Genomic DNA, 23,412 nt, shown 5'->3' on the forward strand with positions numbered 1-23,412 from the left:
ATAAACAAACCATCCGGCGTTTATTGTTCTCATGATGGATGTTCAATCTTGGATGACATGTTGACACCGGAAGAAACGGAATTGCTCATAGATCGAAGACTTCCTGTTCAACATGTATTCGATAGTGAAAAACTCGTCCAGAATTTGCTCGAACTCGGAACTCGTATTCGAAGTGACGTCCACGTGCATCAAATTGACGCCAACCAAGGCGCTTATGCTGACCAAATCCTTATGCCCAGTTGGCTGCAGCGGAAGCTTCATTCTCTGGGGATTAATAAACTGTATGAGCATCAAGGGGAAGCTATACAGAACATCCGTGAAGGCAGAAATGTCGTTCTCTGCACGAAAACCGCATCTGGAAAATCATTGGCGTACAATGTTCCCATCATCGAAAAATTGGTTGCTGATCCGAATGCCTGTGCGCTTTATTTGGCCCCGTTCAAGGCATTAGTCGAGGACCAGTACGCTCACTTGAAAAAATGGGCTGATGATGTAGAAGAGCAGGGGAATCAAATCTCGCTTAATGGATTTTCTCGATTCTCTGTTAATGGACAGCAATTATCCGTTGGGGTTCTCCACGGGCAACGTAACGTTCCAGAGCATATGAGAAAAGATCAGGCATCTAGCTTCGTGTTCTCTGAGGGGCGCTATTGGCTGACCAACGTACACTATCTGCATTTAATTCTTCAAGGTGCAGGTTCGCCTAAGGGAAAAGGCCCTGGGCTGTTGCGCTTTCTGCAAAATCTTCGGTTTGTCGTCATTGATGAGCTGCATCAATACTCAGGCTTGTTAGGTTCAAAGGTTTCTTTGGTCCTTCGCAGATTAAGAATGTTATGTGACAGGTTGGGAAATAAAAACGTCCAGTTTATTGCCTGCTCGGCTACAATTGCTAATCCAAAGTATCTAGCTGAAGAATTAACAGGAATGCGTGGACTGAAAGGATTTCATGAAATATCGGGTGTACAAGCGCCAGTAAAGAAGAAAGCGATTTTGATGTGGAATCCTGGCTTATCAGACGAAGAGCAGAAGAAAAGGGCTGTTGTTTCCGATCTCTATGAAATTCTGCGCACGATCTACAAGGATGGAAGATGGCCAAGAAGTATCATTTTCACAAGCAACCGCCAGCAAGCCCAGCTTTTAAGTCGTGAATTAAACATGATATTGCGCAGCCATCTTCATGATCATGGCGGGCTTTCGGCAGACGAACCACATGAGTTTTTTCTGCCGTACCATGCATACCTCACGCAAGAAGTTAAAGAACGAACCATACAAAAACTTGAGCAAGGCGAGATCCTTGGAGTGGTCACTACTAGCGCCCTAGAGGTCGGAATTGATGTGAAGTGTCTGGATGTATGTATCTTACTCGGATACCCTGGCTCCCAGGCTTCCTTTTGGCAGCAGGCTGGACGAGTGGGACGCAGCAGAGACGGTGTGGTGATTATGATGCTTCAGGAAGAGCCGTTGCAGCAATACTTCGCCCGCAACCCTGAAGAATTCTTTAAGCTCCCGCCTGAATCAGCAGCGATTAATACAACGAATCCCAAGCTATTAAAGGAGCATCTCGCATACGCAGCTCACGAACTGGGAGGAACGTTGACCAATGCTATGAATTATGTTCGCTCTTCGGCGCTTCGCAAAGTGGTTGCGGAAGCAAGCGACCAGTGGCAGCAGATCGAAGGAAAACTCCTCTATCATGGTGAAACGCCAAGATATCAAACTTTGTTTACAATGGGGGCTACTTATACGGTTGTAACCAAGAACGGATGGAATGAGGATATCTTATTCCAAAGTGTCGACGGGCGTTCCTTAATACGAGATTATCATGTCGATGCTGTATTTCTGGGACCAGACAATCGTACCTTCTATAAGGTCAAGTGGGTCAACGGTAAGCAACGCAAAGTGGTTGTGGAGCCGGTAAGAACGGATTATCATACTCGCGGAATAGTCCGCGATAGCATAGAAATCCATGACATCACCCATCCACTGAGAAGTGACGCGGCGATCAAATCCAATCTTGGAAACATCATCGTAAAACGAAGCACATTTGGCTACAAAAAAATCTACAATCACGGCGCAACGCCTCCCGAAACCGTGCAATTGACAAACACATATCCTGTCAGTTTCCAAACCGAGGCGTTTTGGCTGATGTGGGATCACCAAGGAAGGGATGAACTTAAAGGTCTGCTCAATGATGTACTGGATCGCGATACCATTGACTTGGAGACCATGGCTGAGGGAAGCCTTCATGCGGTTGAACATGCCATAGCTTCGGCGATACCGGCCGTTGTAAGGTGCAGTATGGCTGATTTTCAGCACACCTCTTTTTATTCTGGCTCAGCATTGTTTGGAATGCCCGGAATGTTCTTCTACGACAGCCAAGCAGGGGGAGGTTCAGGTATAGTCGAGGTCGTTGCGGAAAAATTCGGGGTTCTCTTGGAGAAAGCCCAACAGATCATTAGCAGCTGTGGTTGTTCGGACGGCTGCCCATCCTGCATTCAGCTGTTTCATTGTGAGAAGCAGAATGAGCCGCTGCATAAGGCTGGGGCTTTGCTGGTTCTTAATCACCTGCAAAAATATCCGGTTTGCAACCATTCATGAGAAACTGATCTTTGAAATTGAAGGGAGGAAACCGTGTCCATGACTTTAATCGATAAGGCAATTGAGTTTGCTGCCGTTGCACATCGGGAACAGCGCCGAAAAGGCACAGAGATACCATACATTAGTCATCCTTATGCTGTGGGCATGATTTTGCAGCGGGCAGGTTGTTCGGAGGAAGTTGTCGCGGCTGGAATTTTGCATGACACGTTGGAAGATACCGATACAACGGAGGAGGATTTACTGGCCTTCTTCGGTCCTAAAGTATTGGAAATCGTAAAAGGCTGCTCAGAACCGGACAAAGGTGCATCATGGGAGGAAAGAAAGCAGCATACGCTCGATGAACTTAAACATGCAACCGTTGCTATTCGGCAGACGTCCTGTGCAGACAAACTACACAATATTCGTTCGATTAAGAGGGACTTGAAGCAGTACGGTGAGGAGGCATGGTCTCGTTTCAAACGAGGACGTGATAGTCAGGAATGGTACTATAAGGGGCTGGTGGAAGGCCTCGGGTACAAATCACGGTTTAAGTTGCTTGAAGAGTCCCGAAATATGAGGCAGACTTCGATCGTCTAGCTAACTATTTGGTGGAACGCGGGATCGAGTTTCAGTCGAATAGTGAAGGGCCAATCATCCTGATCGGCTTCTGCACAGCGCTGATGCAGCTATTGAACTTATATCCGCATGAGATTTATCATCATTTCAATAAATGAAATCGAGGAGATCCAATATGAGCAAAGTATATTTCGGCAAGTTTGACAGTAGAAGACCGCATCAAATCCAAGAGAAGTATTACGCCGCCGGCGCCAAGGAGAGTACCTGGTACGGAGGGATCGAACCGGGGGATTTCGTGTTTGTGGTGACCAATGCCAACGTAATTGCGTTATGGAAAGTGAGGGAATATGGGCATAAGGTAAATCCTATTAATCCGTCGGATACAGGTGTTGTTTTTTTCGAAGAAATCAAGCGGTTTCCGCATCCTGTACCCGTCGTGCAATTTATTAAAAGTCCATATTTCAATTTGGATCTCAACTTGCTTAATAAAATTAACAAAGCTACTCCAGGTCACGGTTTCTTTCCCATTGAGACAACCTCGGCGTTTCCCATGGAAAACTGGGATCAGCTTTCTTTTACATCGGTTCGTCGTTATTACGTCACACTAAGTTCTCAACTCCCGCCAGTTGCAGAAAACGACATCATGGTTGTAATCGACAATCTCGTAACATCAAGAATAGTCGGGATATTGGAATGGAAGAATGGACAATCCCAACCTTATGCCAGTTTGCAGAAACTGTACGAGGACAAAAATTCCGTCAATGAACGGTATACATTGCTACAGTTGCTTGAATTTGCCGAAGAGGAAGCGCCGATTAAACGTAACTATTTGAAAAGCGTCCTGAATGAATTGGAAAAGCAAGGTTATTTTGTAGTGGATAATCCTATTCGCCTTTATGACAACGTCTTGGTTGGCCGCCGCAAGACACCGATCAGCAAACCGAATATGGAAGTTGGAACTGATGGGAAAACGCCAATCACGCATGCGTTAGAATCTTCGGATGTCGAGGACGCGCCGGAATTGTTTGAACAATACCGTGCGTATGCTGAGTTGCTGGATTTCAACCCCAATTTGATTTTATACGGACCGCCGGGAACAGGGAAGACGTTCGCTACGAAGAACATCATTGAAGCGTTTGAGTATACATTCCGTAAAAGATATATCCCGTTCGTCCAAGTTGAACGGGAAGAACGGGTACGTTTCATCACTTTCCACCAGTCCTACTCGTATGAGGAATTTATTGAGGGTATTCGCCCCCAATTGGAAGAAGACATGAAGCAAGACGAAGCAGGTGGTGAGATTCGGTACCGCGTGGAGCCTGGCGTTCTGAAAAAGATGGTGGAAGAAGCGTCAGCACAAATTATCAAAGCGGAATCTGAGTCCTCCGGTATTTCGGGAGCCGAGTTCATACATTCGGGATCCCGTGTCTGGAAAGTATCGCTCGGCCGCCGCAACAGCGATCACATTTACAACCAATGTAAAGCAGGCAAACAAATAGCGGTCGATTTTCTCGATCACATCGACCTTACAGACAAATCATATGACGAAATTTATTCCTTGCTTGAGAATGAGCGGGATGATGGGGCTCAAAAGCCTACAATGGATGCCAATACGCTAGATACTCTCATTAACCAAATGGAACGAGGTGATATCGTATTTGTCTATGATGGCCCTCGGACGATTCGGGATATTGGTGTGATAACAGGGGATTATGCTTACAGAAAGGGACATGTGGCGCCACATGTCCGGCCGGTTGCGTGGTTGAAAGAATTTACGGACCCCGCGGATATTTACGATATGAACGGCGGAGTAAGTCTTACTCTCAAAACGATTTACGAGCTTCCCCGAATTCAAATGTCCGACGTTCAGAAATTGATCGGTATTTCCAACGATATAAATAAAACGGTTAAGACACAGCAGCATCAGCAAAAACCATACTATTTGATCATCGATGAAATCAACCGAGGTAACATCTCTAAAATCTTTGGCGAACTGATAACATTGATTGAAAAGGACAAAAGGCAAACGGTCAGCACGATCTTGCCCTATTCCAAAAAGCCTTTCTCGTTGCCTAGGAACCTGTATATTATCGGTACGATGAATACTTCCGATCGATCGATCGCGATGCTGGATACCGCGCTAAGAAGACGGTTCGTATTCGCGGAAATGGAACCAGATTATGCGGTTTTCGAACAAAATACAGCAAAAGTGGGCTCGGTGGAACTTGCAAGTCTTTTGCGCAGCCTTAACGAAAAAATATCGGAGAAGCTGGATCGAGACCATCGGATCGGCCACGCCTATTTGATGGATGTTTTAACGATCGATGATCTTTTTAAGAGCTGGTATTATAAAATTTTGCCATTAATCGCTGAATACTTCTACAACGATGTCGCTGCTATTCAGTCGGTTGTTGGAACCAAGTTCTTCGAGAAATCCGGAAGCATGCGGTTCTTAAGCACGCAGCCTTCCGATAAAGATACGGTTTCCGACTTCGAGAAGGCCTTGTTGACCCTCTATAAAGGAATAGAAGACTGATGCCGAAACTCATCACCGTCTTTGAAGACAGGTATTCGTTGGAACCAATCTCGAATGAACATAGGATGGAATTATCTTCGTTGGAGTCCATTTGGGGAAGGCAAAATATTAGCTTCAGTGTAGATAACCGAGTGCTGCTAAGGAAGTATGTTGGATTTATCGCCACTCCTTCCTTGCAGCTACAGATTCTGCCCAAACTTTATGAAGATGCGGCATCCGCTGAAGACTTCGAAGAGGAAAAACGTTCGTCCGTTCGGATGCTGTTCCGTTTGCTGGCATCTAGCGGGTTCCTTTCAGTCAAAGATATTCCGGAACCTCAACTTATAGCGGCTATGAACGGAGATTTGCTGGAGATTTTCATTCACATTTTCATTAAGAGGTTCTTGGAACTCTTTCAGAAGCAAATTCATCGTCAATATGAAGATTTTGAGGGCAACCTGGCCTTCATTAGAGGAAGGATCCTTTTTCAGCGGCAGTTGCTCAGGAATGGGGGATTTAAGCATAAGCATTATGTTAGTTATCAGGAATTCACGGAAGACAATCTGCTTAACCAAATCATTAAAGCCACAATGATTTCACTTAGAACATTGACGAAAAACGAGGAAAACAAAACTAGTTTGAGCCATGCGCTTTTGCTTTTAGAGGATATCTGTCCCATCCGGCTTACCGAATCGATGTTCCAAAGAGTACGATTCAATCGGTTAAACGAAGACTATCGGCCGGTGTTTGAACTCGCTAAGATGTTTTACCTTAACCGTCAACCTGGGGTCCATGCGGGCGACGAGCGTACCTTTACCTTTTTGATCCCATTGAATCAATTATTTGAGTTCTCGTTATATCAATGGTTGGATAAGGGGTTATCTTCGGATGATTGGGTGGTCCGTTATCAGACGCCACAACGTTACTTGGATGCTGAAAAAGAGGTTTTTCTGCTCAGACCCGATATTACAATCGCATGCAGCCGAGCAGGATCAGACACGCCAATCGAAATGATTGTAGATGCGAAATATAAAAATCCCATTTCTGAAGAGAATACTCGACTTTCGGAGTCGGATGTTTACCAAATGTTGGCCTATGCAGTCCGTTATCAATGCAATCGGTTGTTTCTGGTATACCCAGTTTTCCGTGCGAATAAATATTTCCAGAATCCGCTAGCAACCTATTTGATACATAACGGAAATCAGGAGATCCGGATATCAGCTCTTCATATTGACATTGCTTCCGAAGACCTGGATCAAATACAAAAAGAGTTCATAAAGTTAATATGCCATTTTTTTGAGAGTTAAGAAGGGAGCATGAAATGAAAGTTCCGGAAGAGGCTAGTCCTTATGAGATACGAGAACTAGCCGAGCAACAGTGACCTTTGCTATTATTGATTTCAAAGCACATCCACTATATAATAAATTTGTTCCTTCTATCGCTTCTGTTCCCAACGGAAGCCTAATGAGTGGCCATCCTCTGGCCCAAATCATGTCCTCGCGGGACAGTTAATTGATACCATTTCCTCGAGCCAGGTGCTTTCGGTATCCAATTCCCTTTATGGTGATTAATTACAACACGGGAGTAGCCTGTCCTTGTGTACTATAATTGTTCAAATAATGAACCCGAATGAAGCATTTTTTCTTTGCTTTCTTCGGGTTCTTTTTGTTGTTATTGAAGAAGATCGGAACACGCGTCATTCAACAGCTTGGCAGCGTCAACTGGAGGAACATATCGCAAAGTTGTCGACAGCTGCTTATGGCGTAGTTGTCGTTTTATAGCGATAATGTCAATCCCGCTGCTCTGCATCAAGTATGCCGTTGTATGTCGAAAACTATGGGCAGTGACTGTCTTTTGTATACCGGCCTCTAGGCAAAGATTCTTGATGATTCGGTTTAATGCTGCTTTTGTTAGTGGTCGATTGTTTTCAAAGAAAACCTCGGAATGTCCGGAATTCCGCCATTCTTCTACAACCGGATGATGCAAATAACGCTCCAACTCAACAACGAGGGAATCGGGCATATAAACGACTTCGGAGGAGGTTTTCTGCCCTTTGTTAACCAGAATAACCTTGCGCTCAAAATCAATCTGTTCGTACGTTAGCTGTATAATCTCCCTGTTTCGAAGAGCGGTCGTTGACATTAGCAATATGAGGATGTAGAACTTCCGGACAAATGGATCGGCTTTAAGCGCTGCTTGAAATAATCGTTGACATTCACCAATGGAGAGGGAACGATCTATTATTCGGCGTTCATAATACGGATTCGGAAAATTCTTCATGGGGTTTTGTTTAATCATCCCAAGACCGTGAAGTAACGTGAAAAAATGTTTCAGGTAAACAATGTTATTGAAGATAGTATTCTTGCTTGCCTGAAACCTCTTCTTGAGAAACTGGATATAACCGTCAATACATTCAGTATCGATCGGGCGATAAGTCTCGGATTCAGTATCATAATAAAATTTATCGAAATCCAGCTCTCCCTCAAAGTCTAAGCTCAGATATTGTTCAAATTTCATGAATTGGCGACTATAAGCGTAAATTGCAGAATCCTTGAGATGGGTATGTTTTTTCCAGTTGGCATAGTAAGGGGAATCCAATAACAAACGTTTCATTTGTTCTCCAACCTTTCTCTAATTTTTTGAATAATCTCTTGGGCAAATGGGTGTTTGTTAATGGCGTCACGAAGTTGATCATCGAAAAGCCGCAAGTACTTCATCGTGCTGTCGATCGACTCGTGACCTAGAAGTTTTGAGAGGGTGTATATATCGATCCCTGCTTCAAGGCCTTGAACGGCAAAAGAATGACGAAAAGAGTGAGGACCTAAACGATCTTTGTCTTCCTCTTTTATCGACCGAGACTCGCGAATAATACGTTTCATAAATTGCTGAATGGCTCTAGATGTGATGGGTTTATCCCCGGCAGTGCTTGAAAAGATATAGAGCCTTTGATAATCGGAATCTGGCATCACCTCGCGAGCGCGACTGTATTTTTTCTCTATAAAATCTGTGAGCATCATTAAGGCGAGCTCGTTGATTTTTCGGACTTTCTTGGTATTCTCAGCCCCTTTGGGTGTTACCTTGATTGTTTGAGTATCAGGAGTGATATCACCGATTCTTAGATGGCAGAGCTCGTTTATGCGAATTCCACTCCCAAGGAAAGTCCAGATAATTGCAGTGTAAAGGCTATCGTGGTTACGAGATTGAGCGATCTGCAAGATTTCCGCGATCTGCACTTTAGTAAAGGCTTTTGGTGCGTCATCGTTTGACCATCGAACGCGTAGTATAGTCTTCAAGTCCCCGAGATCCTGATGACCAAAGAATATTTTGTATGTGGTCTTTATGAAGGTTCGAAGAAAGGAAGACTTCTTGGCTTTTGTATTAGGATCCTCATTAAGCTTAATATAGTCGGACAAGAATTCGCCGTTTGATACCTTTTCAAACTGCGGATCGTCGCCAAACTTTTCCTTCACATGTTGCTGGAAAAGTTTCATCTCTGACCGATACGTTGTTTGCGTGGTCCGGCTAAGTCCAGAAAACTTGCTGCTTTGATAGAAAGCATCAACGGCTTCGAGAAATGAAACGTTCCGCACTGCCGGGGGCATATTAGGTTTTGGCTGTGTCTGGACAGGCAAGGTTTCCATAACTTGCCGCATTTTCTCTGGACCATAAAGACATAACAGCTGATTCAGTTGTTCTTTAAGTTCGGTATACTTTGTATCGTTGATTACTTTAGGCATGGGAACCTCCTCAGTAATTGATTTTGTTTACAGCACTTGTTAATTGATTGGGGCTCCGGTGGACGTATCGTGCAGTATTTTCTGGCCGATCATGCCTTGCCAAGTACATAAGCAATTGTGACGGGCAATCTGTACGTTCTGACAACCTGCTGATGAAAGTGTGCCTCAGTAAATGGGGCCCCCCTGGATATTTCCATCCCGAGACAAAAGAATAAAGTTTGTACTGTGCCCTTAATTTGCGAATAGTTGATTGGCTGTTGTTTCCAAACAGATGGACATCCTGACTTTTGTTGACAACAAGCTTTTGAAAGTAATTCTGTAGCGGATCAGGTAAGGGTAGAATGGCCGATTTCTCGTTTTTTCCGAAGACAGAGATGGTTCTATTCTCGACATTGATATCCTGATAGCGAATGTTAGCAACTTCATGAATTCGCAAACCGAGACAAAGCATCAACCCAAAGGCTGCCAGTTCCAATGTGGGATGATCAGAATAGAGTTGGATATTATGAAAAAAACACTGGAGTTTAGCATCTGTTGGTAACTCGCGATAATAGTATCTCTCGTACGGGATTCCTGTAACATCCATTGTTATGTCTTTAGCAAGCCAGCCCAATTTATAGAGGTTAGCCAGAAGAAATCGGATATCGTAAAAACAATTGCTAACCGTTTGCTTGGTATATATCCCTTTATTTTCCAAACGGAGTAAATATTGCTTGAATTCGAGTAAATGCTCCTCAGTAACTAATGACAATGGTAATTCGTCGCATGAAGTGCTCTGGAACTGAACGTATGTTTTATTCAACCAGTTTAAAAATAGGGCGTAACTGATTTTATATTTACCGTTAACGCTTTTTTCCTTGACTCCTGAACGGTGTAAATCTTTAATATGCGCAGTGATAGCGGGATGATTTATATCTTGAGTCCTCTTTTTTGTAGAAATACCGTTTGTTGATTTCTTTAATTCGAACCCATTAGAGATTAATTTGCGAGCTATTGCTAGAATCATGTCATGTTGAACGAAATTGTAGGAAGAATGCTCAATGAAATTAATAAGTGCATCTTTATTTGCCAATTCTTTGTTTTGAATGGATCTAGCATCAAGCCCATAACGGGTTTTAAAAAAATCAATGATCTCTAGTGCGTATTCCATCAAAGAAAAGTAGCTGGTGGATTTGATCGACTTTTTATTATCAAGGTAATCCAGTAGCACGGGGGCAAAGATTTTGCCTTGAATCTGGGTTGAAAAGATCCATTCATTTAATGCAAGAGAACCACTTTCTGGTGAACATATCTCGACGTCCTCTTCAGGCCAACGAAATGCATACATTGTATTCAAGAACAACAGCACCTTCTCCCAACTTAAGCTCTTGATATCATGATTGCCATTTGGGGCGGTTTGTAAACATTCTTGCGAAGTAGAGTTCTCATAAGAAGCATTCTCTGAAGTAGTTTTCGCATTTTGCTTCCAATGACATGAATTCATGAATCCCAAAATATCGATATCTCTAATATTCTGAACGTTATCCATCTACATCTCTCCCTCAGATTCTGTTTCATCGACCGTTCAGACCGCAGTTTTTGCTTAGAAAGGAGGTGGGGCCCGATGGTCCACATCATTGATGTAAAGGTATCATTTGCTTTGACTTCTGTCCCGGTTGCTCCACATTTGGAGCAAAAACACGTTGATTTTCGGGTTGTGCGAGGATTTTGGTCGAAAGAAACAAGAATCTGCTCCATATATGGAGAGATGATGATGGATGCCTTGATACGGGATTAAGCTGATGGAGGGTAAAGCTTAGGTTGAAGGTAGATCTTCTTCAACTGGCTTTTAAATTCATCCATGATGAAATAGATGAAATAACTTATGTCAGTAAGCACGATTGGGACTGGTATGAGGTTAAAGAACTGGCTTCTACCGATCCAGTAACTTTCGGTATTTTGTTACGGAAACTTTCTTTGCCTAATCGTAGAAAAGCAATGATACAGGCTTTTGGTTTAAGGACAGCGGAGTTAAGAACACTCTTGCTAGGAGAATTTTCGGAATCTTCTTCTACGATTTCCGACCTAACTAATCCTTCGAAATCCAGAAGATTCAGCAATGAATTGCTGGCCAAATTTGGCATTATCCACCGCGTGCCTTTTGATTGGGTATATAAGGATGGGCTTGTAATGGAACGATGGGACTTTAAAAAATTTTGATTTTAGCGGGACAGTTTTAACTTGTATGGAAGACATAGTTCCGTTATTGAGACTGGCTAAGGATCGTAGCAGAGATGTAAATGGATATGTTCTTCAGCCAAATACGGATCAAGAACGTTTTATCCGATTAGAATCACGAGCGGATGTGATCGTCGTAGATCTTTATCATGGTGACTTATTAAGTTTGGATCATCTAATGACTACTCTAAAAACCACTTCCTTCAAATGGTCAGGATCTATTAGTCAATCCGTTGTACCTGGGCACCGGTACTGGACATTCATTGGGGCGGATAATGAATCGGCTATTGTTCGAATCATGGAAACGGAGTTCAAGTATATCCAAAACACCATGCGCTTGTGATAGGACAAACCGCAGACGGAATAAGGTGTATTGAGGTGAAAAGTATGGAGCGAATGCCGACAATCAAAATCGTATATGTGCCTCATACTTTATGCAGTGATACAGCACAAATCTCAAACACCTTATCCGCTGCAGAAGCCAAAAATGCCGTTATAGATTACATCTTAAAGCGTTTGATCTTGAAACCGACTGAATAAGCCGGTTTTTTTGTTTCTCCCTTTGTCCATACTGGGAAGTATTAACAGTAAGAAAGGAGAGTGGTGATACTCCATGTATACGGCCATATATCCACGGGTCTCTACAGGGATGCAAGCATCAGAGGGCACCAGCCTGGATGCGCAAGTAGAATTATGTATTCGGAAAGCCAAGGATTTGGGAATCCCGAAAGCCAATCTGAAAATTTATCGCGAAGAGGGTTTTACGGGTGAGGACATCGACCGTCCGGCGATGAATGAATTGAGACAAGACGTCGCACAGGGAAAGATCGCTCGATTGATTGTTACCCATCCCGATCGATTGACAAGGGACTTAACCGATAAATTAATCCTCTGCCGAGAGCTGGAGCGGAACCAGGTTGAATTGGTGTTCGTGGACACGGAATATCGGAATACGCCGGAAGGGCAGCTGTTTTTCAATCTCATGAGCTCGATTGCTCAATATGAGCTGTCCTTAATCAAGAAGCGGACGGTACGTGGAAGACTTAAAGCGGTGGAAAAAGATAAGAAGATCATGCCCATGCGTGTGGCTCCCTATGGATATGACCTTCATGAAAATACTTTGATTATCAATGAGCAGGAAGCCGAATTTGTCCGGAAGATATACCACTGGTATGTTCATGAGAACTATACGCTTCGTGAAATCGGGGATCGACTCTATTCCTTAGGGGCGGTACCCAAACGGGGGGAAAGCAGGAACTGGAGCGCCAGTTCTATTCGAAGGGTCCTTACTTCAGAGGTATACATCGGCAAATTCTATTACAATCGTAGAGAAACCCGGAAGATTCGCGGGGAGAAAACCAAGAACGGTACACCGAAAAAAACATATTCCTTTCGCGAGGAGAAGGATTGGATCGAGGTTACCGTGCCAAGTATCATTGACCCGAATCTGTTCGAATTAGCCCAGGTGCAGAAAGAGAAAAACATGAAACGGTCAGGGAATGTAAAATATGAGTATTTGTTAAAATCCATGATCCGGTGTGGGCATTGCGGCAGAATGTGGCAAGCAACTACTTATACAGGCCGAGTAAATAAAGAAACGGGAGAAAAGATCCGTTATACCTGCTACAGGTGTCCGAACCTATTCCCGAAGAAGTACGGTGAAGGAGTTGAGAAGTGCCCGACTCAAACGTTACGCGCCGATATGCTGGACCATTACGTCTGGAAGCTGATCTTGGAGACATTGTCGGATCCCGATGATTATATGGAAAGACTGCAAAGCAAATCGAATGAGATTAACCTGGAACTTCAATCCGCCGCGGACCACATCAAACGTCAACTGGAGCAGAAGGAGAAGGAAAAGGAAAAAATCAAAATCATGTTCAAGCGGGAGGTCATCGATGAGCAGGAGATGCTCACAGAAATGCAAAAAATCAATGCCGGACTGAGGACGCTGGAGCAGGAGCTTGCGGGGTACGAAAAGCAGCTGTCTGAACAAGCGGAGAAGGAAATATCGGCCAATCGGATTGCCGAGGTCTCCAAGGCTGTCCGAAACTTTATCGAGAGCGCCGGTGGTGAGCTTACCCTTGAGGAAAAGCGCCATATTGTAGAGATGTTGGTTGATGAAATCATTATCCGATACGACGGGAACGAAGTACAGATTACTGCAGTCGGAGCACTAGATGAGTTAAAACGCCAACAATTTATTCAGCATGAAGTCGACATCGTTTCGTGTTCACAACCTCAAGAAATTCGATAACACCGGCGAGGATTTGGAGGACTTGATCTCGATCGGGACGATTGGTCTGATTAAGGCGATCGAGAGCTTCCGGCCGAATAAAGGGACGAAGCTCGCAACCTTTGCGGCCCGCTGTATCGAGAACGAAATCCTGATGCATTTGCGTTCGCTTAAGAAAACACGCAAGGATGTCTCTTTGCATGATCCAATCGGAACCGACAAGGAAGGGAATGAAATCACCCTCATTGATATTTTGGGGACGGAAGCGGACGATGTGGTGGACCGGGTTCAGTTAAAGATGGAGAAGAGTAAAATCTATCGCAACCTGGACATCCTGGACGCGCGGGAGCAGGAAGTCATCAAAGGGCGGTTTGGCCTGGAGCATGGGGGAGAAGAACGGACCCAGCGCGAAATCGCCAAGGAGCTCGGCATTAGCCGCAGCTACGTGTCACGAATTGAGAAGCGAGCGCTCATGAAGCTGTATCATGAGTTTTATAAGAAGAAATAATGTTGTCGTTGTTCGAAATATGACTATAAAAAAGCGGGTTTGCGTTACTGCGCAAACCTCGCTTTTTTTGTTTCCACAATACAAGAGTTGACAATATCATATAAATCCTATAGGATTTAATTACAAACTGACTGACTAGTCAATCATGTGGGGTGGGAACAGATTGAGCGGAGAGAAAGAAGCCCAAATCAACAGTGATCGCAGAGAGCATATTCTGCAAATTGCCATGAAGCGATTTGCCAAGGATGGCTATCATGCAACAAAAATTTCCGATATTGTCGCTGAGGCGGGTGTGGCTCAAGGGACGTTCTACTGGTACTTCAAAAGCAAAGAAGCGATTGCGCTGGAAATTGTGAAGGAAGGCCAGAAAAAATTGCTTGACGTCATCCGTCATGGATACCGACGGGAAGCAGGATCGGTGCAGGACATGGTACATGCCTCCGAAGCTCTGCTGGAAAGTCTGTTTCGGTTTGCCGAATCCAACCGGTATTTAATAGAGCTTATTTTCGGCAGAGGTGAAGGGGTTGAAACGATTCGCCATGCGATCCGGGAAACGAGAGCAGCTATGGAGAACTCTTTTCTTCTTAACATTCGCAGGGCGATTGAGTTAGGCATGCTCCCGGCTTCCATCGATGCTGAATTCCGTGCCACGATGATTATGAGCTTGATCGAAGGCGTCATTTCACGTTGGTTGCTCGGGTTCGCGCCGCCAGGCAGCGGGATCGAATCCAAAACGGCTCAGCAGCTTGCCGCGGAGACGGCCAGATTCGAATTTTTTGGTTTGCTTGGTGTTTAGCTTTGATTGGATAATGATCTGCCGTTTCGGAATTGTACCCATTCTGCTACCCAATAAATACAAAGGAGAGAACATCCATGCTGAAAAGTAAGAAATCCAGAAATCCGCTGTTTCTAACATTATCCGCCGTATTGCTCGTAGTTCTGGCATTGACTGGCTGCGGTTCTAACAATAACGGCAATAACGCGCCAAGCTCGGCTCCTTCCAACAATGCGGCGAACGGAGGAAGCTCCGCAAATGCCGATAGTAATTTATTGAACGAAATTAAAACAGCGGGTGTGATAAAGGTAGGGCTTATGGGGACATACGCGCCTTACAACTTCCTGAATGACAACAAGGAAATCGATGGTTTTGATGCTGACATTGCGAAAGAAGTAGCCAAACGGCTCGGCGTTAAAGTCGAGTTTGCTCCGCAGGAATTCTCTGGACTGATTCCTAGTCTGCAGGCTGGCAAAATCGATGCCATTATCAGCCAGGTTACGATTACCGACGAACGCAAGCAGCAAATTGATTTCACCCAGCCGTATATCACGAACCAAGTTAAAATCATCGTAAAAGACGATAATAACTCGATCACGAAGCTGGAAGACTTTAAAGGGAAAAATATCGGCGTGGGACTCGGCACAAACGATGAAACCTATCTCCGGAATGACGTGCTGCCGCAGGTTGGCAACTTCGAGATCAAAACCTATGACGATGTGATTACTTCCCTGCAGGATTTGGATGCGGGACGGATCGATGCCACCATCAATAACTTGTACGCCTTGAAACCTATTGTCGACAAAAACGGCTATAAAATTAAAGCGGTGGGCGATGCGATCAAATCCGACCAAGCGGGTATCGCAATCCGCAAAAATAATCCGGAATTTCTGACCGCTCTGGATCAGGCTTTGACCGATATGAAAGCAGATGGCACCTATAACACTATCTTCCAAAAATGGTTTGGCGAAGAGCCGCCGGCAGAATAAAGAATCGTGAAAAGGATAAGGCCTTGAAGAATTCGTATTCTTTCATGGCCTTCTCGCTTTAACCATGGAATCAAAAGGGGATTCAAACGACAATGAATCTGGTATGGGATAACCTTCCTTTCTTGCTGAAAGGTGCTTATTACACGCTGCTTGTTACGGTTGTATCCATGTTTTTCGGACTGATCATCGGTTTGGTGGTTGCGATTGCGCGACTAAAAGGGAATTGGCTGGTTCGCGGAATTGCCCGTGTATATGTGTCGATTATTCGAGGTACGCCGCTTCTTGTCCAAATTTTTATTGTTTATTATGGGGTTGTAGATTACGGAATTACGCTGGGGCCGCTGACAGCCGCGTATGTGGCATTGAGCATCAACGTAGGTGCCTATCTGTCTGAAACGTTCAGAGGGGCGATTCAGTCAATTCCGAAGGGTCAGACGGAGGCCGCTTATGCGACGGGCATGACGGGCTGGATGACGATGAGAAGAATCATTCTGCCGCAAGCAGCTCGGGTGGCCATTGCGCCTATGGGCAATACCTTTATCGGAATGCTTAAAGAGACGGCGCTGGTGTCGGCCATTACGGTCACCGAGTTGCTGCGTTCAGCGCAGCTGCTGATCGCTCAATATTATGTCTATATGCCTTTTTTCGTTGGGATCGCCGCCATGTATTGGATCATGAGCACTGTGTTCTCGGCCATTCTGAATGCGGTGGAGAAGCAGTTGTCCAAAGTATATTGAGGCATGAGGTGGAGCAAATATGATTCAAACGACAGGACTGTCCAAGTCTTTTAACGGAGCAGAGGTGTTGAAAAGCATTGACCTGCATGTGGCTCCCAAAGAAATCGTTGTGCTGCTCGGACCAAGTGGTTCCGGCAAAAGCACCCTGCTGAGATGTCTGAACGGGCTTGAGGAGCTGGACGGCGGATCGCTTGAGGTGAATGGTGTTCGAGTGGACGCGTCCATGCCGTCTAAGAAGAAACAGGCCGCCTTCCGTGAAATTCGTCGTCATACGGGAATGGTCTTTCAGCAGTTTAACTTATATCCGCACAAGACAGCGCTTGGCAACGTGATCGAATCGCTGTTATCTGTGAAGAAAATGAAAAAGGCAGAAGCCGTACAGATCGGCGAACGACTGCTGGATCGGGTTGGACTGTTGGCGAAGAAGGATGAATATCCCTCGAGGCTGTCCGGCGGCCAGCAGCAACGGGTGGCAATTGCCCGAGCATTAGCCATGGAGCCGGCGATCATGCTGTTTGACGAGCCGACCTCAGCTCTTGATCCCGAGCTTGTCGGAGAGGTGCTGGAAGTTATGCGCCAGCTGGCCCGGGATGGGATGACGATGGTCATCGTCACTCATGAAATGAAATTTGCCCGTCAGGTCGCCAATCGGATCGTGTTTATGGATGGCGGTGTAATTGTGGAATCGCAGGAACCGGAAGTTTTTTTTCAGAATACGGCGTCCGAAAGAGCTCGTAAGTTTATCAATCAACTTCAGGAGCATTAACAACAGAAAGTAGGTAATGATGATGAAGGTTATGACAACCTGGAATGGAAAACGTTTGTTTACATCAGTCGGGGATTCCGGTTATCCGGTAAGAATGGACGCTACGCCAAAATACGGCGGCGACGGCACAGGCGCAACACCCATGGAGCTTTTGCTGGCCGGACTGGCCGGATGTATCGGCATTGACATCACCATGATTCTGAATTCATTCCTTGAGAAGATCACTTCACTAGAGATCGAAGCGGACGGTACCCGGAAAGAGCAGAATCCGTCGGGCTTTACCGCCATTGAGCTGATTTTCCGCGTTGAAGGAGACATTCCAGATTATCAAATTTGGAAAGCCATTCAAATGGGCAAAGAGAAATATTGTGCTGTATCGGACTCGCTGAAAGCCGACATCAGCTACAGACTGATCCTCAACGGTCAAGAGGTTTTCCAGCCATAAACAAAAGGCACTTCCACACCAAAGCTTCGGACGATCAATACCCGTCCGGCATAATATCCGAGCTATCCCCCGTAGGCTTTTAGTAATTGATACTTATGGGGAGGTACATGCATGTTTAAACGCGTAAACCGATTGGCCATTGAATTGCCCAGACCGAAAGCCCCGGATCCGAATGGCGCCAGCGTCGTTCAGGAACTGTTAGGCGGACGGTTTGGTGAAATGTCGACGCTAAATAACTATTTGTTTCAGTCCTTTAATTTCCGGGGAAAAAGCAAGCTCAAGCCGTTTTACGACCTCGTCGCGAGTATTACGGCAGAGGAGTTTGGTCACGTTGAGCTGGTGTCGAATACGATCAATTTAATGCTGGAAGGTACGACTCGTCCCGGGGATCCGGATTCCACTCCGTTAGGGAATACGAAGGATCTTCGTTTCTCCCCTCACTATATTGAATCCGCTCAGACCTCTCTGCCGTATGACTCAATGGGGCGTCCTTGGAACGGATCGTACGTCGTTAGCAGCGGCAACTTGATCTTCGACTTGCTGCATAACTATTTCCTGGAGTGTGGTGCACGGACGCATAAGGCCCGCGTCTATGAAATGACCGATCATCCGACGGCCAGAGCAATGATCGGTTATCTTCTTGTGCGCGGCGGCGTGCACGTGTTGGCGTATGCGAAGGCGCTTGAGATCGCAACCGGAGTGGATGTCACCAAAATGCTGCCCATCCCGAAAATTGAAAATCGGAAGTTTGATGCGACCCGTCCTTGGGAAGCCGCTGGTGAGCATCGCAGATTGTATACGTTCAGCGATCATGACTATCACGGCATCGCCCAAATTTGGCGCGGCCAGCATCCGACGGACGGCGGCAGGCTGGAAGCATTTGCCGGACTGCCGGGGTACAGCGGCGAAATTCCAGAACTGGAGCCGATTCAGGAGGAATTCGCCCCCGGCATATCGCCAGAGGATTTGGTGGAAATCGCGAAACGGCTGCAACGCGCCGCTGGGCTCTGAGTTTTGTACGTATATTCTGATTTTGAACACCCGTCAACTGCAATGTTGAGCGGGTGTTTTTTTTACATATGAAAGGCAGCCTTCGATTGACACCTCCTCCCATCCGTGATATATTGTGTATACACGATATACACAATTTAAAAAGAGGGGGTATTCCATGCTGGCACTAGATGTTCGACATATTCATAAGAAATTCCCCGCCTTTGAGCTGAAGGATGTTTCTTTCCAGTTGGAGAAGGGATACATCATGGGCTTTATCGGAGTTAACGGCGCAGGGAAAACGACGACGATCAAGTCGATTTTAAATATGACTCGGATCGACAGCGGTGAGGTTTACATTCTGGGCAAGAACATGGCGGAACATGAGCTGGAATTAAAGCAGGAGATTGGATTTGCTTTCGGGAGCATTGATTTTTACACGCGCAGTAAGATTAAGACGTTGACGGATACCATTAAGAGGTTTTATGAAAATTGGGACGATCAAATCTACTCCTCCTACATGAAGAGATTTAACTTGGATGAGAATAGAAAGATCGCCGAACTGTCAACGGGCATGAAGGTCAAATACAGCCTGACGCTTGCTTTGTCCCATGGGGCCAAGCTGCTGATCCTCGACGAGCCGACCAGCGGGCTGGATCCGGCTTCACGGGATGACCTGCTGGATCTTTTTCAGGAGCTGATTGCTGATGGCGAGGTGAGCATTCTGTTCTCCACCCATATTACCTCCGACTTGGAGAAGTGCGCAGATTATATTACCTTTATCTCAAACGGGCAAATTGTGCTGAGCGGGGAGAAGGATGAATTCAAAGAATCCTATCTTCTCGTGAACGGTTCCGAGGGCCAGCTTGCACAGGTGAAGGACCGGATGATTTCCTACAAAACGAACTCGTTTGGCTTTACGGGCTTGATCCATGCGGATGACTTTGACCCGACTTCGGGAATCCGAGCCGCCACGCCAAGCTTAGAGGATATTATGATTTACTATGCGAGAAAAGGGGGGCAGAACCATGATTAATTTGATCCGAAAAGATATCCGACTGGGTGTACATCCTCTATTATTGAGCATGCCTGTGTTAATGGGCGTTTTGATGTTTGTTCCTGGCTGGATTTACTTCATAGTGATTTTGTATTTTTGTTGGATCACCATCCCCAATATGTTTAACCAACTGAGAGCACAAAACGATTTGATGTTCACCTCGATGATGCCTGTTACGAAACGGGACATTGTGAAAGCGCGGATTATCGTGATCGCCGGACTGGAATTGGCGCATGTGGTGGTTGCCCTAATCTTTGGCCTGGTCAGTCAGCGCTTCTATTCGGATATAACCTACTTCTTCTTCCCGCCGAACTTAGGATTCTTTGGTCTCTGTTTGGTGATGCTGGCGATCTTTAACCTGATTTTTATTCCGATGTATTACAAGACGGCGTATAAATTTGGTATGGCACTGCTGATCTCCACTGTAGCAGCTACATTGTTTGCAGGGATCACCCAGTGGATCGGGATCGCGAATTCGGGGATGAATCGTATGTTTTATGGGACGGAAGCGAATCATTTGGCAGTTCAAGCCTATATTCTGATCGCAGGAATCGTGATTTTCATTGCGCTTACCGCAGTGGCTTACCGGATGGCGGTCAAACGATTCCTTCAAGTGGAGATCCAATGAACATCGCGATATCCAATACTTCGGAGAAACCGATCTATCAGCAACTGTTCGAGCAAATCAGCGCCCAAATTCTAAAAGGGGAGCTGGAGAGCGGCTATATCCTGCCGCCCATCCGGCAAGCCGCTCATGAGCTGCGGGTGAGTGTCATCACCGTCAAGAAGGCGTGGGAAGAACTTGAGCGGCGCGGCTTGATCCATACGGTGACTGGCAAAGGGTGTTTTGTCGCTGAATTTTCCCCCGAAGAGATGCAGCGCATCCGCAACGAAATGGTGATGGAACAGTTGGCTAGTGAAGTGTCCTATTACAAGTCCTTTGGTCTGACCTTGGATGAGATGATTGGGTTGTTGAAGCAGGTGTACTGACTATTCCAACCGATACAACCGCACCCCATGCGGCGGGATCGTAGTCCGAAGCTCCCCAGCCGCCGTAAGCTCCGCAGGAGCTTCGCTCCACAGCTCAGTCCCGGAAGAAATGCCGGATAAACCGATTTGCTCCAGAGGGAGCTCTAGCGGCAGCGCGCTTTCCCCTACATTAAAAACAGCTGCATAGTTGAACCCTTCGGGATGGTCGGCCGTCCAAACGATCAGGTCGTCTTGCCGAAGGGCTTCTTTGGCGCCGCGGCTTTCCCGGTGCATGCGCAGCACCTCGCGGTTGGTCAGCAGCGACAAGGTCCATTCGTCGTTGTCTCGGAGTTCCCCGCCAAAGATCAGCGGCGAACGGAAAATGCTCCAAAGCGACATCATCGTTAATTGTTCGTCGCGGGTGAACCGGGTCCAGCGATCCGCCCCGCCGCCGTCCACCGAGCGGATGCCGATATGCCCCAGCGGCAGCATGTCGCAGTCCGGCCATGACCCGGCTTGCGGGACGCCCTGCCATGCCCGGCAGCGGTCGAACATGTCCCTTAGCAGCGGCCACTGGTCCCAGAAATCGTCCGTCATGCGCCACATGTTGGCATGTTCGGCGAAGAAAGCTGCAAGCTCCACCGGAGCCGGTCCGGGGGATAAGCTGAGCACCATCGGACGGCCGCAGCGCTTGATCGCCTCGGAGATCAATGCAATTTCGGCTTGGTGGGTGCCGTAAAGCCGGGAAGCGGCAATATCGTCCACTTTTACGAGATCAACGCCCCATGAGGCATACAAGGCAAAGAGCGAATCATAATAGGCCTGCGCCCCTTCTTTGGAGGCATCCACACCGTACATATCGGTATTCCAGGGACAGATCGAATTGGGATGTGCAATATCACGTGCGGTTGCGGTCGTCCCCAAGATCGGTGTGGCGGCGTGAACGGCTTGCCGCGGAATGCCGCGCATGATATGAATGCCGAATCGCAGCCCGAGGCTATGCACATAATCCGCTAACGGCTTGAAGCCTTGGCCGCCGGCCGCAGAGGGGAAGCGATTCTCGGCAGGCATCAGCCGGGAATAGCCGTCCATCACAAGCGGAACAAACGGCCGATATTGAGACGAAAGGGCTCCTGGTTCATACCATTGAATATCCACGGTGATATAGTTCCAACCAAAGTCTTTCAGATGCTTGGCCATGTATTCCGCATTGCCCCGAATCTCTTCTTCCGTCACAGCTGCGCCGTAGCAGTCCCAACTATTCCAACCTAGCGGTGGAGTTGGGGCAATCTGCTGATGGTTCATTTGCAAAACTCCTTTACGGATGGATCTTTATTGCTCTTGTTAGGTTCATCTTACCTAAAGGAGTTTTGCTATATCTATAGTAACTTTGCGATATGAATAGCAAAATATTGCGTTTAATCGAAGAATAGCTTGCGATAGACCAGACTTTCGCCCCCGCTGCGGAACTCTCCTGGGGTGAGCCCGGTCAAACGGCGGAAGGCCTTAATGAAGTAACTTCCGCTGGAATAACCTACCCGCTCAGCAATGGTCTCAATGCTAAGTGACGTACCGCGAAGCAGGTCCATCGCTTTTTCGGTGCGGACACGGGTCAGATAAGCGCCTGGCGTAAGACCTGTACTGTCCGAAAACCGGCGGATCAAGTGGTACTTGGACAAGCCAACATGCTCGGAGAGCTGATCGATGCTGATCATCTGCGCATAGTTGCTCTCCATCAACTCGGCGGCGCGTTTGACGCTTTCCGGCCAGTTCTCTTTATTTTTCTGCGACGTAACCTGCATTCTGGCTAATTCCGTGACGAACTGGTAAACGCAAGATGAGGCGATGTAGGGATCGGTGATCCGACCTGCTCCCGCATCAGTGATGATCATACGCGCCAACCGCACCGGTGTGGAGTCTTCGGGAAGATAAGGAACTGCTCCGGCTTCGCTGAGGAATTTTCGCCATAAGGGAAGTACCACATTCGGCCGAAACAGCAGGAACAGGAACTCCCAAGGCGCCGAAGCTTCTTGCGGATAATAATAGCGATGGGAACTTGGAATTTCGGCGAGGAACGCTTGTCCGGCGGTAACGCGGTGAGAGCAATCACCCAGCTCAAAGACCCCTTCTCCGGAGAACGTATATTGGAATAGGAGCAAAGGTCCGTCCGTTCGCTCTAATCCGTCCCAGTGATAAGAAGGATCAGTGATAGAGTCATAGCCGGCGGCAAACAACACGCACAGCGGAAGCTCTTGGTCTTCAGCGAACCGGAAACCGTAAGTTCCCCTTGTCATGTCCATAGGGATCCTCCTTCAACC

22 protein-coding genes are annotated in these 23,412 nt (G+C 46.5%); 17 read left to right on the top strand and 5 right to left on the bottom strand.

All coding sequences use genetic code 11. The features are described from left to right. Positions 1-57: 57 nt before the first annotated feature. The 4 genes from M891_RS0100065 (at position 58) to M891_RS0100085 (ending at position 6,975) form a co-directional block, all read left to right on the top strand. The gene (locus M891_RS0100065) at positions 58-2,598 is read left to right on the top strand and encodes a DEAD/DEAH box helicase (RefSeq protein ID WP_232228248.1); all 2,541 of its coding nucleotides are present in this window, start codon (positions 58-60) and stop codon (positions 2,596-2,598) included. Between the two features lie 39 nt (positions 2,599-2,637). Continuing rightward, the gene (locus M891_RS0100070; protein ID WP_028537358.1) at positions 2,638-3,174 is read left to right on the top strand and encodes an HD domain-containing protein; all 537 of its coding nucleotides are present in this window, start codon (positions 2,638-2,640) and stop codon (positions 3,172-3,174) included. A gap of 154 nt (positions 3,175-3,328) precedes the next feature. After that, on the top strand, positions 3,329-5,689 hold the full coding sequence (locus M891_RS0100080; RefSeq protein WP_028537359.1) for an AAA family ATPase: 2,361 nt from the start codon (positions 3,329-3,331) through the stop codon (positions 5,687-5,689). After that, positions 5,689-6,975, top strand: coding sequence for an McrC family protein (locus tag M891_RS0100085; RefSeq protein ID WP_023554867.1), 1,287 nt, complete (start codon positions 5,689-5,691; stop codon positions 6,973-6,975). The genes M891_RS0100080 and M891_RS0100085 overlap by 1 nt, the downstream gene beginning before the upstream one ends. A gap of 364 nt (positions 6,976-7,339) precedes the next feature. Here the strand turns inward: M891_RS0100085 and M891_RS0100090 are convergent, their stop codons facing one another. The 3 genes from M891_RS0100090 to M891_RS0100100 are packed head-to-tail and all read right to left on the bottom strand — an operon-like array spanning position 7,340 to position 10,933. Beyond that, a complete protein-coding gene (locus tag M891_RS0100090; protein ID WP_023554866.1) occupies positions 7,340-8,281 on the bottom strand; it encodes a tyrosine-type recombinase/integrase in 942 nt (313 codons plus the stop codon). Beyond that, positions 8,278-9,405 (bottom strand): tyrosine-type recombinase/integrase, encoded by a 1,128-nt coding sequence (locus M891_RS0100095; protein WP_028537360.1) that lies wholly within the window; start codon positions 9,403-9,405, stop codon positions 8,278-8,280. The genes M891_RS0100090 and M891_RS0100095 overlap by 4 nt, the downstream gene beginning before the upstream one ends. A gap of 10 nt (positions 9,406-9,415) precedes the next feature. After that, positions 9,416-10,933 (bottom strand): tyrosine-type recombinase/integrase, encoded by a 1,518-nt coding sequence (locus M891_RS0100100; protein WP_028537361.1) that lies wholly within the window; start codon positions 10,931-10,933, stop codon positions 9,416-9,418. Between the two features lie 75 nt (positions 10,934-11,008). On the opposite strand from M891_RS0100100, the gene M891_RS25175 reads away from it, so the two are divergent. From M891_RS25175 to M891_RS0100165, 13 genes are all read left to right on the top strand, one after another. Further along, positions 11,009-11,182: a hypothetical protein gene (locus M891_RS25175; protein ID WP_157268719.1), complete on the top strand. Its 174-nt coding sequence runs from the start codon at positions 11,009-11,011 to the stop codon at positions 11,180-11,182. A gap of 23 nt (positions 11,183-11,205) precedes the next feature. After that, complete coding sequence (locus tag M891_RS0100110; RefSeq protein WP_028537362.1) at positions 11,206-11,604, top strand: hypothetical protein; 399 nt, start codon at positions 11,206-11,208, stop codon at positions 11,602-11,604. A 631-nt stretch (positions 11,605-12,235) separates the two neighbouring features. Then, positions 12,236-13,879 (top strand): recombinase family protein, encoded by a 1,644-nt coding sequence (locus M891_RS25655; protein ID WP_036699011.1) that lies wholly within the window; start codon positions 12,236-12,238, stop codon positions 13,877-13,879. Further along, positions 13,833-14,366 carry an RNA polymerase sporulation sigma factor SigK gene (gene sigK / locus M891_RS22945; RefSeq protein WP_157268721.1) on the top strand — a complete coding sequence of 178 codons (534 nt, stop codon included), beginning with the start codon at positions 13,833-13,835 and terminating at the stop codon, positions 14,364-14,366. Before M891_RS25655 ends, sigK begins: the two co-directional genes overlap by 47 nt. Before the next feature lie 145 nt (positions 14,367-14,511). Further along, entirely contained in the window at positions 14,512-15,162 is a 651-nt protein-coding gene (locus M891_RS0100125) for a TetR/AcrR family transcriptional regulator (protein ID WP_036699013.1), read from the top strand. 80 nt (positions 15,163-15,242) lie between these two features. Further along, positions 15,243-16,130, top strand: coding sequence for a substrate-binding periplasmic protein (locus tag M891_RS0100130; RefSeq protein WP_028537364.1), 888 nt, complete (start codon positions 15,243-15,245; stop codon positions 16,128-16,130). Between the two features lie 92 nt (positions 16,131-16,222). Then, positions 16,223-16,867, top strand: coding sequence for an amino acid ABC transporter permease (locus M891_RS0100135; RefSeq protein WP_028537365.1), 645 nt, complete (start codon positions 16,223-16,225; stop codon positions 16,865-16,867). A 19-nt stretch (positions 16,868-16,886) separates the two neighbouring features. Next, complete coding sequence (locus M891_RS0100140; protein ID WP_028537366.1) at positions 16,887-17,633, top strand: amino acid ABC transporter ATP-binding protein; 747 nt, start codon at positions 16,887-16,889, stop codon at positions 17,631-17,633. 22 nt (positions 17,634-17,655) lie between these two features. Continuing rightward, positions 17,656-18,078, top strand: coding sequence for an OsmC family protein (locus M891_RS0100145; RefSeq protein ID WP_016311267.1), 423 nt, complete (start codon positions 17,656-17,658; stop codon positions 18,076-18,078). A gap of 111 nt (positions 18,079-18,189) precedes the next feature. Beyond that, complete coding sequence (locus tag M891_RS0100150; RefSeq protein WP_009224293.1) at positions 18,190-19,089, top strand: manganese catalase family protein; 900 nt, start codon at positions 18,190-18,192, stop codon at positions 19,087-19,089. A 157-nt stretch (positions 19,090-19,246) separates the two neighbouring features. Continuing rightward, positions 19,247-20,104, top strand: a complete 858-nt coding sequence (locus M891_RS0100155) for an ABC transporter ATP-binding protein (protein WP_009224292.1) — start codon at positions 19,247-19,249, stop codon at positions 20,102-20,104. Further along, the gene (locus M891_RS0100160) at positions 20,097-20,753 is read left to right on the top strand and encodes an ABC-2 transporter permease (RefSeq protein ID WP_028537367.1); all 657 of its coding nucleotides are present in this window, start codon (positions 20,097-20,099) and stop codon (positions 20,751-20,753) included. The genes M891_RS0100155 and M891_RS0100160 overlap by 8 nt, the downstream gene beginning before the upstream one ends. Continuing rightward, the gene (locus M891_RS0100165; protein ID WP_028537368.1) at positions 20,750-21,115 is read left to right on the top strand and encodes a GntR family transcriptional regulator; all 366 of its coding nucleotides are present in this window, start codon (positions 20,750-20,752) and stop codon (positions 21,113-21,115) included. Before M891_RS0100160 ends, M891_RS0100165 begins: the two co-directional genes overlap by 4 nt. Here M891_RS0100165 and M891_RS0100170 read toward each other — a convergent pair whose 3' ends face one another. Together M891_RS0100170 and M891_RS0100175 are read right to left on the bottom strand one after the other, a co-directional pair. Beyond that, positions 21,116-22,399, bottom strand: coding sequence for a glycoside hydrolase family 27 protein (locus tag M891_RS0100170; protein ID WP_028537369.1), 1,284 nt, complete (start codon positions 22,397-22,399; stop codon positions 21,116-21,118). A 113-nt stretch (positions 22,400-22,512) separates the two neighbouring features. Next, entirely contained in the window at positions 22,513-23,394 is an 882-nt protein-coding gene (locus M891_RS0100175) for an AraC family transcriptional regulator (RefSeq protein ID WP_028537370.1), read from the bottom strand. Between the last annotated feature and the right edge of the window lie 18 nt (positions 23,395-23,412).

Source organism: Paenibacillus sp. J14 (assembly GCF_000518465.1).
GTDB lineage: Bacteria > Bacillota > Bacilli > Paenibacillales > Paenibacillaceae > Fontibacillus > Fontibacillus barengoltzii.